This is a genomic window from Chondrinema litorale (assembly GCF_026250525.1).
Classification (GTDB): domain Bacteria; phylum Bacteroidota; class Bacteroidia; order Cytophagales; family Flammeovirgaceae; genus Chondrinema; species Chondrinema litorale.
Genome location: NZ_CP111046.1, coordinates 259,585 through 276,713 on the forward strand (window position 1 = coordinate 259,585; position 17,129 = coordinate 276,713).

9 protein-coding genes are annotated in these 17,129 nt (G+C 37.6%); 5 read left to right on the plus strand and 4 right to left on the minus strand.

Going from position 1 to position 17,129, the window contains the following annotated elements; all coding sequences use genetic code 11:
- Nucleotides 1-25: 25 nt before the first annotated feature.
- Together OQ292_RS25970 and OQ292_RS25975 are read left to right on the plus strand one after the other, a co-directional pair.
- Nucleotides 26-6,226: a type I polyketide synthase gene (locus OQ292_RS25970; RefSeq protein ID WP_284687101.1), complete on the plus strand. Its 6,201-nt coding sequence runs from the start codon at nt 26-28 to the stop codon at nt 6,224-6,226.
- Nucleotide 6,227: 1 nt separating this feature from the next.
- A complete protein-coding gene (locus OQ292_RS25975; protein ID WP_284687102.1) occupies nt 6,228-6,680 on the plus strand; it encodes a lipocalin-like domain-containing protein in 453 nt (150 codons plus the stop codon).
- 79 nt (nt 6,681-6,759) lie between these two features.
- Here OQ292_RS25975 and OQ292_RS25980 read toward each other — a convergent pair whose 3' ends face one another.
- The gene (locus OQ292_RS25980; protein ID WP_284687103.1) at nt 6,760-8,337 is read right to left on the minus strand and encodes a SusD/RagB family nutrient-binding outer membrane lipoprotein; all 1,578 of its coding nucleotides are present in this window, start codon (nt 8,335-8,337) and stop codon (nt 6,760-6,762) included.
- A 33-nt stretch (nt 8,338-8,370) separates the two neighbouring features.
- Complete coding sequence (locus tag OQ292_RS25985) at nt 8,371-11,376, minus strand: SusC/RagA family TonB-linked outer membrane protein (protein ID WP_284687104.1); 3,006 nt, start codon at nt 11,374-11,376, stop codon at nt 8,371-8,373.
- A 244-nt stretch (nt 11,377-11,620) separates the two neighbouring features.
- On the opposite strand from OQ292_RS25985, the gene OQ292_RS25990 reads away from it, so the two are divergent.
- The 3 genes from OQ292_RS25990 (at nt 11,621) to OQ292_RS26000 (ending at nt 15,697) form a co-directional block, all read left to right on the plus strand.
- Entirely contained in the window at nt 11,621-12,370 is a 750-nt protein-coding gene (locus OQ292_RS25990) for a DeoR/GlpR family DNA-binding transcription regulator (protein ID WP_284687105.1), read from the plus strand.
- Nucleotides 12,371-12,723: 353 nt separating this feature from the next.
- On the plus strand, nt 12,724-13,917 hold the full coding sequence (locus tag OQ292_RS25995) for an SH3 domain-containing protein (RefSeq protein ID WP_284687106.1): 1,194 nt from the start codon (nt 12,724-12,726) through the stop codon (nt 13,915-13,917).
- Nucleotides 13,918-14,029: 112 nt separating this feature from the next.
- Complete coding sequence (locus OQ292_RS26000) at nt 14,030-15,697, plus strand: glycoside hydrolase family 140 protein (RefSeq protein WP_284687107.1); 1,668 nt, start codon at nt 14,030-14,032, stop codon at nt 15,695-15,697.
- A 58-nt stretch (nt 15,698-15,755) separates the two neighbouring features.
- Here the strand turns inward: OQ292_RS26000 and OQ292_RS26005 are convergent, their stop codons facing one another.
- Together OQ292_RS26005 and OQ292_RS26010 are read right to left on the minus strand one after the other, a co-directional pair.
- Nucleotides 15,756-16,235, minus strand: a complete 480-nt coding sequence (locus tag OQ292_RS26005) for a DUF4231 domain-containing protein (protein WP_284687108.1) — start codon at nt 16,233-16,235, stop codon at nt 15,756-15,758.
- Between the two features lie 39 nt (nt 16,236-16,274).
- On the minus strand, nt 16,275-16,898 hold the full coding sequence (locus tag OQ292_RS26010; protein WP_284687109.1) for an N-acetylmuramoyl-L-alanine amidase family protein: 624 nt from the start codon (nt 16,896-16,898) through the stop codon (nt 16,275-16,277).
- Between the last annotated feature and the right edge of the window lie 231 nt (nt 16,899-17,129).

A 17,129-nucleotide genomic window follows, 5' to 3' on the forward strand; every position in this document is an offset into this window, starting at 1 on the left:
TTGCATATAAACTACTAAACTAATTATGAATAAACTTTCACCCATTGCCATTATCGGAATGGCATGTAGATTTCCCAAGGCGCCAAATATTAGAGCCTTTTGGGACTTACTTTCGAGTGGAGGAAATACAATCGAAGAGATGTCGGAAAAAAGGTGGAACTTCGATTTGTTCTACGATCCAGATCCGGCCACTCCGAACAAATGCTATCAAAAGCATGGTTCTTTTCTAGATAAAATTCACGATTTCGATCCTTTATTATTCAATATTTCTCCTGCTGAAGCCATCGAGATGTCACCCTCTCAAAAGCTGATGTTGGAACTCACCTGGGAAGCCATCGAAGATAACAATCTGTCTTACGATGAGATTGTGGGAAAAAAGGTAGGCTTCTATCTGGGCAATGTCTGGAATGACTTTGAGCACTTAAGAAAACACCTCAATGCCAATACCACTCTGCACTCTGCCATCGGGCAGTCTACCAGTGTGATTGCCAACCGAGTATCTTATACTTTTGGTTTTACTGGACCTAGTTTGGTGGTCGATACTGGTTGTTCTTCTTCACTGGTGGCATTACACCTTGCTTGCCAGAGTATTTGGGAAGGCAGCTCAGATATGTCTTTTGTGGGAGGTATTAACCATATCTTAGACCACGATCAATATATCTTGCTTTCTAAATTCGGTGGTCTTTCTAAGAAAGGGCAGTGTAGTACTTTTAGTGATGATGTAGATGGTTTTGTCAGGGGAGAAGGTGCTGGCATTATCCTTTTAAAAAGACTAGAAGATGCCCAAAGAGATGGAGATAACATCATCGGTTTGGTAAAAGGAAGCAGTATCAATAACAATGGATTTAATGTAAACTTGCCAGCTACTAGTACCAAAGGTCAGATTGAAATGCTGGAAGAAGCCTATAAAAACTCCGGCATTGCTCCTTCAGAAGTGCATTATGTAGAAGCCCATGGCACAGGAACCAAACTGGGAGATCCAACAGAAACCACCGCTATCGGTCGCTTCTTTGCCAATGGCAGACAAGAAGAAAGACCGCTTAAAATCGGTTCGGTAAAAACCAACATTGGACACATGGAAGCCGCTGCCGGTATTGCTGGTTTGCTCAAAGTATTGCTGGCCATGCAGCATGGAAAAATCCCTTCTAACCTCAACTTTAGGGCCCCTAACCCAGATATTCCCTTCAAAGAACTCAAACTAGAAATCAACAATAGCAATAGTGAGTGGGGGACACTGGAAGGAGAATCTAAAAAAGCCGGTGTCAACTCTTTTGGCTGGGGAGGCACCAATGCCCATGCAGTGATTGAAGAATACATTCCAGCTGAGGTCAAAGAAGAAACGGAGCCGGTACTTGCTACCGATGCTTTCTTGCTTTGTCTTTCAGCCAAGAGTGAATCAGCACTAAAAGCTTATGCAAAAAACTATGCAGAACACATCGGCAATGCTAGTTCGCTAGAAGAAGTAGCAGCCCTTTGTGCGGCCACCATCATTAATAAACCCAAGCTCAATTACAGAATCAGTATTGCCGGAAACTCTCAAGAAGAGCTGCAAGAAAACTTGCGTATCTTCTACGAGGAAGGAGAAGAGGTACCGCTAGCAAAACTCAGTGGAGAGGCCAAAGTAGTTTTCATCTTCCCGGGACAAGGCAGCCAGTGGGTAGGCATGGGAAAAGAACTCTACCAATCAGAGCCGGTATTTAAAGCCATGATTGATGCTTGTGATGCTGCTTTTGCTAAATACACCGATTGGTCTTTAATTGAGCAGTTGCATGCGGAAAAAGAAGCTAGTAGACTCAAAGAAATTGACATCATCCAGCCCTCACTTTTTGCTATCGAGATTGCCCTTGCCAAACTTTGGATGAGCAAAGGCATTATGCCAGATGCCGTAGTGGGACATAGTATGGGAGAAGTAGCTTCTGCTTTTATTGCCGGAGCCATAGACCTAAATGATGCGGCTAACATCATTTGCAGCCGATCTAAACTGATGAAAACAGTTAGTAACACTGGAGGGGCCATGGGTGTAACAGAACTAACTGTAGCTCAGGCAGAGGCCACGATTGAAAAATACAATGGCAAGCTGTCTGTAGCAGTAAGTAACAGCCCAAAATCTACGGTGATTGCCGGAGATGAAACCTCACTCTTGGAAGTACTGGCAGAACTGGAAGCCAAAGATTTATTCTGTCGCCAAGTGAAGGTGGATGTTGCCTCTCACTCTCCACAGATGGATCCATTGATGGGACCACTAGAAACTCAGCTTGCAGAGCTGAAAGCAGTAAAAAACCCGATTACTTATTATTCAACGGTATTGAATCAAGTAGTTCCGGGAGAGGAATTGACTAAAGAATACTGGGTAAAAAACTTAAGAGGGATGGTCAGGTTCTCTGAGGTGATTGGCACATTGCTAGAAGAAAACCATACGGTTTTCATTGAAATGAGTCCGCATCCAGTGCTGACCAATGCTATTAATGAGTGTGCACAGGGCAGACAAAAAGAAGTAGTCACGGTTGGTTCTACTTTAAGAGATAAACCAGAGAAACGCTCATTCAATGGTTTTGTGGGGAAACTCTTTGAGCAGGGTTATGCCATTAACTGGAAGGAGTTTTACCAAATAGAAAAAGCACCAGCCATGCAGCTGCCAACTTATCCGATGCAGAAGAAAAGGTATGCTTTGGAAGATAGGTCAGCGCAGAAAAATGGAGAGATGGGTAAAAACCCACTTTTAGGTCGCAGAATCCAATTGGCAGGTATTGATGATATCTTCATCTGGGAAAACAAACTCAGTTTAGAGCATTTGTCTTTTGTCAAAGACCATGTGGTCAACAATGCGACAGTACTTCCAGGAGTGAGTTATTTGGAGATTTTGTATGCCGCTTTGCAAGAAGCTTTTGGCAATGCCTTCCATCAGGTAGAAGACTTGCATTTTAAAAGACCAATCTACTTATACGACAATGAAACCATTGATACCCAGCTGAAAATCACCCGAACAGGTGCCAATAGAGCCGTGTTCAACTACAATGTAAAAACAGTTTCAGGGGGCAATATCAAATGGGTCACCACTGCAGAAGGCAACTTAAGAATCTGTGGCAGCAGGGAATATGTCTCTGATGATTATATCTATAACCTAGTCAGGTCAAAGGATGATACCTTCATTAAAAAGGAAGATTTCTACAAGGTGACCAATTCGATTGGCATCCAGTATGGCAGCATCTTTCAGGGTATCAACTGGATATTGATCAACAATACCCAAGCCATTGCCCATGTGACACCCAACTCCCTGATTGCAGGTCATGACAACAAGTATTTCATCCACCCAGCCATCTTGGATAGCTGTTTTCAAACTATTTTTACGCCGATTTTGGCTCCGGATGTTAAAAACACAAAATACTCTACCTTCTTATCCCAGTTAAAAGGATTTAGGTGGTTTAACAAACCAGAACCGGGCAATGATATTTTGGTAAAAGCAGAAACCATTGATACCATCATTGAGCCCAATGGCATCACCAAACAACAGGTGGCTTTGCAGTTGTATGATGAAAGTGGCAACTTCTTAGCTGATATTGAATTCATTGAGGCAGTCATCATCGATAATGATCAGCTCTATTCCAACAAGGAAACCGATTGGTTGTACCACACCAATTGGGAGAAAGTACACATTCAGGCAAGAAAACAGGAAGCCCTGGTGGAGGAAGAATCTATCGAACTCCAAGAAGGCAAGCTAGAGAAAACATGGCTCATCTTTGAAGATCATTTGGGGGTAGAAAAGAAACTCATTCGACTATTCAAAGAAAGAGGGCACCGATTGATCAAAGTAGGTTTTGGTGATGAGTTTACCAAAATTGATGAAAACCATTTTCAGGTCAACTATTTAGAAAAAGAGCGCATCAAGGAGTTATTCTCCCACTTGCATGACAACCACATTTACTGTGAGGGCATCATCCATGCTGCTTCTTTGAATGACCATATCAATTATGAAAACCTGTTGGTCGAAGACCTGGATTACTTCCAGAATGCAGGTAGTATTCTTTTGATCAACCTGCATCAAGTGATGAGTGGGCGCTATCAAGATGCCATGCAGGATGCTTTCCCTAATTTGGTGGTGTTGAGCAATGGCCTATTGCCAGTAGCTAACAAAAGTACTCAGCTCAATATCACACTGGCTCCAATGTGGGGACTAGCCAAGGTACTTTTCAATGAAGAACCTGCTTACCATTGCACCAGAGTCGATTTGAGTTATTTCCCTGATGATAGAGAAGTAGCCAAGTTATACGATGTTATTTTTGCGGAAAGCAAAGATGAACCAGAACTGGTTATCAGAGAAGAAGCTATTTATGCTTCCAGACTGGAAAGAGAAAACCTACCTGTTTTCAATTTGGAAACAGTCGAATTCCAAGACGATAAAACCTTTGTGGTCACTGGTTGTGGCACAGCCATCCATACCATGATCAACTGGATCATCCAAAAGGGTATCCACAATATTGCTTTGATCAACGATTGTATAGATGCCAAAGAAAAACATCAGGCTTTCATTGATGAGCACAGTGGAAAAGGAATCAACTTAAAAATGTTCAAAGCCGATATCACAGATATCATTCAATTGAACAAAGCCATCAATCAAGTGCAGGAAGAAATGCCACCGATCAAAGGTATCATTCATGCAGCTGGATTAATGGAAACCGCTTTGATTAGTGAGTTGGATACAAAAGCATTTAGGAAAATGTTGGCACCGAAGATGATGGGCACTTGGAACCTGCATACCATCAGCTTAAACTTGCCACTCAAACACTTCATTGTTTTTTCTTCTGCCAATTCTTTAATTGGTTTAAATGGACATGGAAGTGCAGTAGCTGCCAATACTTTTGTCGATTTCTTTGCGCATTTTAGAGTAAAACAAGGTCTTCCTTGTGTGGCCATCAACTGGGGAGCTATTGAAGATGCCACCACCGAAGATGAAACTCCAAGCACAGAAGTATCCATTGTCAATGAAGGATTCATTCCTTTCAAAATGGAAAAAGGACTGGATATTTTAGATAAATTATACACCCTTGCCCCAGCCCAACTCAGCATTGCTTTGATGGATGTACAAAAAACCATTGAGCATTATGATACCCTGGCAGAAACCAATTATTTCTCTAAACTCATTTCTGCACAAGCCACTTATCACTCTGATGAAGAGCTGTTAAGAACGGCACTGGAAACAGGAGAGAAAGAAGCCACCATTGCCCTAATTGCGCAGATTGTCACTAAAAAAGTAGCGGCCATTACCAAGGCTTCACTCGACTTGATTAGCAACAGTTCTACCTTCAAAGGTTTGGGCATTGATTCCTTAATGGCCATCAAGCTCAGAAACCAGTTGGAGCAGACCATGGGCATTAAAATGGCCGTGAATAACTTCTGGAAATATGCATCCATCGGACAGTTTTCAGCTTTCACTTATGAGGCCATCTTAAAAGAGGAAGCAGGTAGCAATAGCGATCAATCTCCATGGTGGGTGAGCCATCAGGAAAAAGATGCAGGATTCTATTTGTACTGTTTCCATGATGCTGGTGCGAGCAGCACTTTGTATGATACTTGGGAAGAATTGCATCCAGCAGTAGAACTAAGAGCCATTGAGCTGCCAGGAAGAGGTTCCAGAACAGGAGAGCAGATGTTTACAGATATGACGGAGTTAGTGAGTAAGTTGGCAGAAGAAATCTATCAGCATAACAACAGCAAACCTTTTGTATTCTTTGGGCATTCTATGGGAGGAGCCATTGCTTTTGAAATTGCAAAGGTGTTCAGAAGAAAGCAGCAGCCATTACCAGAAATGATATTTACTTCATCCACTCCAGCTTTGTTTAGTTACGACAGAAATGACCTGACAAACAGGATGACAGATGAAGAGCTCATCGGTAGATTCCCTCATTTGAGTAAAGAAAGTATTCCAGATGAGGAGTTGAGACAAAGTCTGGTAAACATCATGCGAGCAGATTTGAAATTGTTAGACAGCTTCAAATATGAGCATGAAACTCCATTTGAATTCCCGATTATCTCGCTAAGAGGTAAAGATGATCCGGGAGTAAGTTTAGAGCAAGTAGCAAGATGGAAAGAAGAAACCACATTGCCACACACAGTTATCGAAAGAAAAGGTGGTCACAGATACCTAGTCGATGACAGTGAATTTGTAAGCAATCTGGTAAAAGATAAACTAAGGAAAATTATCAAAACTAAACCACAAACAATTAATTAGTATGTTAGAATTAGTAAAAGAGAAGGTAGGAGCTCGTATTTTGGGATCTTGGAAATTAATCAGTTGGGTATATGAAACTGAAGCAGGAGAGGAAGTTGATTTTTATGGTAATTCACCGCAGGGTATGCTTATGTATCAGGATTCTGGATACATGAGTGTTCAAATATTCAAAGAAGAAAGAGCTCCTTTTAAAAGTGTTGGACTTAATACAGGAACTTTAGAAGAAAAGGCAAATAGTTTTGCCTCATTTTCTGCATATTATGGCAAATTTAATGAAGTAGAACCAGGTGTTTTTAAACATGATGTTGAAGGTTCTTTACTGCCAAATTGGTTAGGAACTACCGAAACTAGATATGCAAAAATAGAAGACGATATCCTTGTATTATCTACTCCTCCTATGGAAACAAATGATGGGACAAAAATATTTAAAGTTACTTGGAGAAAAGTGGCTTAATTGAATACTAGAAGTAATATTAAATACAAAATGCTGCTATTCTCATAGCAGCATTTTTTTTAGTCAAATTGTTAAACCATTAGAAATTTGATCCACCAGTATCCCACCATAAGCGAGTACCGATTTCATCTGGTCCACCAAGCTTAGAGGTTGCATCAGCAACTCCATCTGGATTACCAGTACGCTCATTCGTAGTAAAAGGCATTCTTCTTAAGAAGTCGTCTGCTGCTATTACTCCCCAGTCGGCGTTACTATCGTTTTTATAGTTAAATGGAAGTTTTGGATAGTCTGTTCTACGGTGATCAACCCAAGTTTCAATAGAATTCATATATCCAGAAATCCATTTTTGAGTCATAACTTTTTCAAGTTTTGTTTCGTTGTCATCTGCTTCATCCCACATTACAGTAACCAAAATTCTACTAACAAAATCATTTACATCACCGTCTGCTTTAGGGTCATCATAGTTAAGTGGAATGCTGGTGTCATCCAATAAATATTCATCAACTCCACTTGCTCCCCACTCAGAAAATGAAGTTCTCACACCTTCTTCATAGTGGTATTGAGCTGATTGTGTGCCTGCCCAACCTCTTAATGCAGCTTCTGCTAATAAAAACTGCGTTTCAGCCGCTCTAAAATAAGGGCGTTCTGTCCAAGCTTCAAAGTCTGAACTGATGGTAGAATAAGTAAGTCTATCATCTTTAGAGACTAAAAGAGCGCCATTTCTAATACCTTTATAAGGAGAATCAGGATGATCTGGGTACAATGTATCATCTGTAGCAGGGTCAAAAAAGGCTGAGATTCTATTGTCTTTATAACCAATCAAAACAGATTCCATAGTAGCACTCATACGTGTATCATTCCATTGGAAACAGATTTGAGCTGGGTGGAAAAATGCACCATAAAGTGAGATGTTGAAGTTTTCATCATTAGTTAAAATTAATCCACCAGCATCACTTATTGCTTTTTCACCTTCTTCTTTTGCCCATTCAGGATCAACTTTAGAAAGCCTCATAGCCAATCTTAATCTCATGCTGTTTGTCACTTTAATCCAGCTACTAACATCACCACCAAAACTAGCATCAAAGTTTGCCATACCAGTATAATCTAGGTTAGCATTAAAAACAGCAAGTATTTCGTCTAGTTCATCAAAAAATTGTGTATATAATTCTTCTTCACTATCGTACATAATAGTTTGTTCTGAAGAACCATAGTCTGAATATATAACTGGGCCATGGTAAGCAGTTAACCTAGACATACCAAGAATCTGAATTAATTTTGCCCAAGCAACAAATACATCGTAACCGCCTTCTTCTGCAATCTGAATAACTTGTCTTCCTGGAGCCATTATATTATTATAAATGCGATCCCAGTAACCATTCCATCTAATGTAGTATGTAGTATTATTAATTCCTCCAACGAAAGGAGTTGGTGTTCCTAAATGACGAACAAATGAATCATTCACCAAATTGTGGTTTACCTGATTACCAAAAAGATTGCTCAACATTGAAGGAAAAAACGCTCCAACGTGATTGAAATCTTGTTGCAAAGACTTATCTGAAATTTGGTAAGGGTTAATATTAGCTTCTTCGAAGTTTCCAGTACAAGCACTGAAAATTAACAAGCAGGTTGTAGTAAGAAATATATATATCTTCTTCATGTATTTCATCTTTATGAATTACTTAGCGTTTTATTAAAGAGTTAATTTGAGGTTAAAACCGAATGTTCTTGTAGAAGGTAAGTTGAAGTTATCCAATGATTGGAAGTCTGTACTTGTACTCATAGCTAACTCTGGATCAAATGGAGCTTTTTTGTAGAAAAAGAACAGGTTTTGACCAACAAATGATATTGACGCTGCTTTTACAGGAATGTTCAGTGAAGTAGTGTTGATATTATAAGATAGAGAGAACTGAGTTAATCTTATATTAGTTCTATCGTAAACATAAGGCTCTTTAATACCATTTCTATCTCCAATTGTAGTATAGTAAGAACGTGGGTCAATGGTTGTTACAGGAACATCGTCTTGTACTGCATCGATTGTAACACCACCAGCATCTCTTGCATCTCCAGATCTTTTAGATACGCCGTATCCATCTAACATAGCTTCAGTTTGGCTAACTACTTTACCTCCAATATTAGCATAGATCAAAAAGTTTAGAGCAAAGTTTTTGTAAGAAACACCGTTTGTCCAACCTAAGCTAAATTTAGGATTTAAGTTGCCAATGTATTCTGGTTCTGCAGTTTTTAATGGAGTACCAGTACTAGAATCTAAGATGATGCGGCCTTGATCGTCACGTTGGAATTTATATACATAAATATCATTAAAAGAACCACCTGCCTCTATAACTGATTGGAAACCTTCTGAATCACTTAAATATATTTTGTCTGATAGATCAGGGTGTAACTCAACTATTTCATTCACGTTTCTTGAGAAGTTAAAGGTTGATGTCCACTCTGCATCTTGAGAAGTTAACGGAGTTGTTTCGAGTGTAATTTCAACACCTTTGTTTACAACTTCACCAGCATTTACATAGTAATAAGAATATCCAGATCCTGATGGTGCAGGTAGGCGAATAAATTGATCTTGGCTATTTAAGTTATAATAAGTGAAATCAAATCCAACTCTACCATTTAAGAATCTCCAGTTTGTACCTAATTCAACACTGCGGATCATTTCAGGTTTTAAGTTGGTAAAAGGTCTTTCAGTATTTCTATCAACACCACCACCAGAGTTAATAGTATGTTGTGGGTTTATTCTGTTGAAAGGTACTTCATTACCAACCTCAGAATAAGACACACGAACTTTAGCAAAACTGATAAAATCTGGTAGAACAACCATATCACTAATAATACCTGTTAAACCTACAGCAGGATAGAAATAAGAATCGTTACCAGTACCAGCCAGTGTAGAAGCCCAATCATTTCTACCGGAGAAATCGAGGTATACTACCTCTTTAAATCCTAAAGTAGCATTTAAAAATACAGCTTCTTTAATAAGTTTGCTTGTATAAACAGATTGTACTTGTACGTTGGTTGGTAGATTTTGAAAGAAGAACTCATTTGGGTAAAGCAAACTGTTTGTTTCTGTATCTACACTTACTCCATCACCATAAGTTGATTGCTGATAACTTGTACCGGCTACACCATTTAAGCTAAAATCTCCAAAAGTATTATTATATGTAATTATCGCATCACCATAAACCAATTCATCATTGTATTTTTGGTAGCTCCAACGACCATTTGCTCCAATGTTTGTAGCGTTACCACCTGCATAAAACTTTTGCTCATTTAATTTTTCAGCATAATCGTAGTTTCCTCTAACTTGTACGCTTAATTTATCATTAAACTCATATTTGATAGGAATACTGGCAATAACACGCTTAGTTGCATCTGTTCTTGGCTGTTTGTTTATTAACCAATAAGGGTTTGATTGATGGTGATCACTTACAAACCAGTTTTGCAAATTCATGTTTCTAGTCTCATCAAAAACTTCGTAATTATTTTTGAAAGATTCAAAATCTCTGTCACGAGGGAAGAAATATAAACCTGTAAGTGGGTTTAAGTAATAACCAGCTGGCGGTCTATTTTTAACTTCTTCTTGCATTAGCATGATACTAGAACTTATGGTCAACTTGTTGTTAGCCATTTTAGTAGACTGCTTTAATGTGAAGTTATTTTTCTGATAAGTATTTTTAGGTATTATACCTTTAGACGATGTATTACCATAAGAAAAATAAGCAGTTGTTTTATCGTTTCCGCCACTTATTGTTATTGTATTAATAGCATTTACACCAGTTTGGAAAAAATCATCTACATAGTTATCTGCATAATCTCCTTTTTCATAAGACCAACTTTCTTTAGCTCCCCCAACACTTCCGTAATCGAATTGAAGTTGAGGCTTTGCCATTACATTTTCGAAAGTTACACCGGTATTAAATGTTACTACTGCTTTGCCTTCTTTACCTTTTTTGGTTGTTATAAGTACTACACCATTTGCACCTTGGCTACCATAAAGTGCAGCAGCATTCGCACCTCTTAAAATACTTACACTTTCAATATCGTCTGGGTTTATTTGAGAAAGACCATCGCCTTCGTCGTTTCCACCCCACATACCGGGTTGGCCACCTTTATTATTTGCCATTGGTATACCATCAATCACAAAAAGAGGCTGGCTATCTCCACTTAACGATTTATTACCTCTAAGTACAATTTTGGTTGAACCACCTGTACCTGAGCTACTTTTCTGAATAGAAACACCTGCTGCTTTACCTGCTAAACTATTAACAAAGTTTACATCGCGGGCTGTTCTAATGTCGTCTGCACTAATTGTTTGCTGTGCATAAGAAAGTGCTTTTTCGTCTCTTTCTATACCAAGAGCTGTAACAACAACTTCATCTAGTTGTTGCGCATCTGGTACTAGAGAAACATCAATTGTAGTTTGTGTACCTACAGTTATACTTTGTTTTAGATAACCAATGTAGGAAAATAGCAATACGTCTTCGCTGGTTGCCTGAACGGAGAAATTACCATCCAAGTCGGTTGTAGTACCTTTGTTGGTACCTTGAACAACAATACTTACACCCGGTAGGGGTTCATTGTCTTCTGAGCTGGTGACTCTTCCTTTAACAAGATCTTGCGCGAGCAGTATTTGACTACAGGCAACAAGAAAAATCAGACTAATAATTAAGCCTTTTTTCATACTAATAGATTAAGGGGTTAGGGTAAATAGATAATAATTGGTACCCAAATAAGGTATAATCTTGCAATAATCAAAACAAACTCAGTAAAAAAACTGCAAAAATGTGCGCGAACACACTTGCAATCTTGCAAGATTTAGCAATTAATACTCCTTTTTTAGTAAAAACCATTTGTTTTTATTTGCTAGAGTATTTTTATTTAGGGAAATTGAAGATGAAACTATATACCTTATCTATTCAAACGTCATGCATAAAGAGGAAAGACACCACTTTATAATAGAAGAACTAAGAACTTACAATAAAGTAAAATCTATAGATCTAAGTGAAAGACTTAGTGTTTCAGAAGACACTATTCGTAGAGATTTAAAAGAATTATCTGATAAAGGACAGCTTAAAAAAGTACATGGTGGTGCAATGTCTAGCTCCTTTTCTTCTTTTCAATCTTCTCTTGAAAATATATATGCGCATAGCAGTAAAGTAAAGATAGTTAGAAAAGCACTATCTTTAATTGAAGATGACCAAGTAATTATTATAGATGGAGGAACAACTAATTATGAGTTGGCCAAAATTATCCCTTACGAGTTAAAAGCAACAATATTTACAAATGCCCTTTCAGTTGCGCTTGCGCTTTGTGATCACCCCGAGCTCGATGTTTGTTTATTGGGTGGTAAACTACACAAAAGCTCTAATCTTACAATTGGTTTAGATGTAATTAACTATCTCTCAGATATTCATGCTGATATTTGTTTTGTGGGCATGACAGGTTTACATACAAAAGTTGGCCTTACTGAAAATGATAGGGAAGAAGCCATTACTAAAAGATCGATGATTGCACGAAGCAATAAAGTGGTTTCACTTTGCATTTCAGAAAAACTTGGAAAAGTACAACCTTTTAAAATAGAGACTTTAGACAAACTAGATGTTTTAGTAACTGAACTTGATAACAATCATTACTCATTAGCACCATTTAGAAGAGCTGGTTTAGAAATCTTATAGGAGACTGATATTAGCTTCTAATAGCTAATTAGCACTATAATTATTCCATTTTTTTAGTAGAGGTGAATTTGTCTTTTGTGAAAACGGTTTTAATTTTCTTTAAATCTAGTCATTAATTTCTTTATAATTAGCTTTAATGTTTAAATTATAAAATCTGTATACAAATAGGAATAATGCTATTTGTAAAGGGTTGATCAATTAACTATTTATAAGATAGGAAACTAAAAATGATATTTATACAGTTTATGTGGCATTCTTTAATTCAATTAGTTTCTATTTTCTGAATTATCAATTTTTTTGCATAAACTGCGATTGAGTACTATCATTAAGTTCTTAAAATAACAATAGCTTTTATGATTAAACAAACCAGTATTTTTTTACTCATAGTATTACTTTCAGCTTGTAATCCTATGCTAAAGCCTTCTACCAATGTAAATATTAGAAAGTATCCTGATAGCAAAGCAGAATTGTTAGGCACCGCAGAAGAAGGTGAAAAATACACTTTACTAGCTAAAACATCATTTGCAGATACACTTAATTTTAAAAATGGAGAAAAGCCATCTTCGCCTTGGTACCTCATAGAAACTAAAGATGGTGTTGATGGATGGATATTTGGCTATTTTACTGATAAGATTCGAAAACCAGAAGAGGTACAAACAGTACAAAAAAGCTTATTTTTAAACGATTGGGTTAAATTATCTCCACTTTCATTAAAAGATACTATTCGCAGAGAATCAGTAAAAAACATGAGAAAAGAAACTCTGCAATTGTCTTTTTCTACTGCACCTTCTTTTCCATATCCACAAGCAACTATACCGGGTAAACAAAACAAACTTGGTATTGTAGGTGCAGATTACGATCGTAACGTAGGTAAAGTGTTATATGCTTTGCGCTTTTTACCCATTACTACTGCTGTTGAGGAAAGATACTTTTTGCCTTCGGGTTTATTGCTCTGCATGATAATACAAGAGAGTAGTGGCTTGCCATTTTTACCAAATAGCCTAGACGATGGTGGAATTGGTTTATGCCACATGCAGCCTTCAATTGCTAGTGAATTTGGGTTAGTTTGTTTCGAAAAAGCGACCATGCATCGCGATGAGGAATTCGGAAGAAAGCTGAGAGATTTGGTTGAAAAAAATAGAGAGTATCCATTTTCTCTTTTTCAAGCAGATGAACGCTTTAATCCATTATTAAATTTAGATGCTGCCGGTAGAATGATGGCAACTTATATGGCAGCAGGGGCAAACCCTGCTTATGGTGGACCTTTACGATCTGCTGTAGCACGTTACTCTGGCAAATACAATTTTAAGCACTATTGGGAAAGCCTTATTATTTATATGTCTTTGCTGCACGATACCTCATTTCTTAACAAAGCAGAGGCGATGTTTAACTTCGAAAACTCCATTACACTAAAAGAATATTTGTTAGCTTGGCAGGCTTACCATCAAGATTATTTGCAATTAGAAGAATACAAAAAGCAAAAGCAATTTTTACCAGAAAATGCTCCAATAGTAATGGAAACTTATTATAGGCACATGGTGAAGTGATAGAAAAGTCTTAAAATAACCAGACTTCACGTGTACCGTACTGTCTGGTTATTTTTAGCTTGAATTTTTATAATTAGCTAAAAAAAAATATCTTCCTCAAAATTTGATGAAGATGAAAAAACACGTTACTACCTATTCTATCTTAGCTATAACTCTGTTACTATTAGCTTGTAATAAAGAAGAAGCTGAAGAACCGCTAGATAAAATTCCTCAATGGAGCACTTATGAGATTACACTCACTTCCGAAGGAGATTATAAAAACCCTTATACCGATGTAGAAGTCTGGGCAGTTTTCGAAAATCAAGATAAAGAAACATTAAAGAGACCCGCTTTTTGGGATGGTGATAAAACATGGAAATTGCGATTTGCACCACCAGATTCTAATGCTGTTTGGACATGGCAAACTTTTGCTTCTAATGAAACAGACAAAGGACTCAATGGCAAAACCGGTAAAATTCAGTCTGTAGCATACGAAGGTGATAATGAGCTACTAAAACATGGTTTGTTACAAATGTCTCAAGGGAAAAGGAATGTGGTACATCAAGATAAAACTTCGTTTTTAGTAGTAGGTGACACACCTTGGTCGATTCCGTTTAGAGCTACCAAAGAGCAGGTGGAGATTTATGCAAAAGATAGGCAGCAAAAGGGATTTAATGCAGCTTTATTGATGTCTGTTCAACCAGATATGAAAGCTGAAGGACCAGATAAAAGAAATACAGAATTGGGCTTTAAAAGAGGATTTACTGATTTATCAGATGGACATATCAATAATCTAGTTCCAAGTTATTTTCAGTATATGGATACTCTAATGAACATACTCATAGATCATGAGATTGTGCCCGTTTACCAACCAGTATTCCATGGTTTTGGCTGGAAAGGCTTAGATGTGTTAGGCAATTATGTAGAGCCAGAGGAATATGTGAGATACTGTAAATACTTATTGGCCAGATATGGCAGTCAACCAGCTTTTTGGCTAATTGCTGGCGATAACGGGGGAGACGATCCCGGTGTAAAAGAAAGTGGAGAAATGCTCGAAGAATGGGATGCTTACCACCAACCTACAGGTTTGCATTATAACCCTTGCGACGATTATGTAGCTCCATGGGCAGTAGACAATCCGATTAAAGATTGTGAACATTATAACAAAGTACACCAAGCAGAAACATGGTTAGATTTCCAGTGGGCACAAACCGGGCATAATGGTGAGCATCTGTATCATAAAGTGGAAAGGATGTATGAGAACAAACCCACTAAAGCAAGCATGAACGGAGAACCAACTTACGAAGGTGTAAATTTTGGACAAAACGGTTTAGGTTGGTGGCAAGGAGAAGAAGCTTGGATGCAACTTATGTCTGGCGGTACAATGGGAGTAGTTTATGGAGCGGCAGCTTTGTGGCAGTGGAAAGTTTCGCCAGAAGAAGAAGGTTGGTCTGCATGGGCAAGCCAAAACAAATCTTGGAAAGAAGCCATGCATCAAGAAGGTGCCAACTATGTGGGTTTGGTATCAAAAGCACTAGGTAATTTAGACATCGTCGATATAGAAAAACGTTGGGATTTAACAACCAATAATCAACCTTTGCTCGCAAAAGAAGATAAGCTATACATTAGCTATTTAAACAATGGAGGAGAAATAAAAATTAACTCAATCCCTGCCGGACTAAAATACCATTGGTTTAACCCAAAAAATGGAGCTATTGAGCAACAAGGAACAACAGATGCATCCCAATCAGTTTTTACTGCGCCAAGCAATGCGCCTTGGGTTTTAATTATTGGTGGCTAATAGGTTTAAGCAAAAACAGCTATAATTGAAAAGTAGGAAGGCTAGTATTTGTACTAGCTTACCTACTTTTTTTATTTACATAACTCGTCCATTCTTTGTGCTCATTTTCTAAGATTTCTTCTACACGCTGAACGAGTAAATTAAATCTGGAATCGTCTTCATGGTATGGCTCAGAATGTGTTGCATACATGTATTTTTCGTGGTTGAGCTGCTCACCTGTTTTGCGATAAGTAATCCAATTCTCTTGGTATTTCATGAGTGATGAAAGCCCCGTAACCACTGCGATTACAATACCTAAAAAGCCAGTAATTTGAGTGCTATATGGAATGGCTGTTAAACCCGATAAAAATGGAATAAAGGCAGAAAGGGTAATTACCAGAATATTTACAGTATAGAACTGCTTCTTGTTGTTAGAGCTTTTTTTACTGTACCATTTTATCTGATCGTCTAACCTTTGTTTTATATAATCGGCTTCAGAAAGCGCATAATTATTTTCTAATATAGTTTCAGGTTTATCTTTTGGTGGTGTTTTAGTCATGATAAAATAGTTTGTTTAAAAGTATCTATGACTCTAATATCATAAATTATTCAAATACTTAATAATGCCCAAATAAACATTCCAAGCAAATTCTTTCTGGTAAGCAGGGTCTTTTAAAATAATGTAATCATCCCAACAATCGAAAAACAATGCTTCGATGAGTACAGCGGGACATCTAGTTTTTCTGAGCACATAAAAATCTAGCTCTTTATCAATATCACCATCACTTATATAATCTTGTCTTACTCTCAGCCCCATTTCATCATAATATTTTTTTACAGAGTCGCCAATACAAGTAGCCAAGCCATCACTTTTGGTAATACCTTTCGTAGTGTAAATTTCGAAACCCCTAGCTGTATGCTCAAAAGAAGCATTGGAATGCAAAGAGATAAATATGGTTTCTTCGGGATTAAACTCATTAGCCACTTTAACCCTATAAGATAGGTGAACATCTCTGTAGTCTGTAGCTTTTACAGTGGTAATAACATTGTATTGAGGGTAATGCGATCTCAGATATATCTCAACCAATCCACCAATTTGCCTATTAAAAAAACCTTCGTAAGCTACTTCTCCAGTTGGGTAAGTAAACATTTTGTGAGGTGCAGTGGTGTATTTTCCGTAACTATCAATACCACCATGCCCGTAGTCTAGTACAATATTCATATTAGAGCAATTTGTCAGTTTAGATAAAAAAATTTTAAATAATAGAAGTTATTATTCTAGTTGAAAATACGGCTGAAAGATTGATTTAAAATTCCGCTGAAAGCTTAGTTGAAAATTCGATTGAAAATACGTTTGGAGTGATTTTGATCAATTTATATAAAATATCATTATTAATCAAACTCGATTGGTGCATATTGTTATTAGAAATCAAGATTACCTGCTTACAGGTAT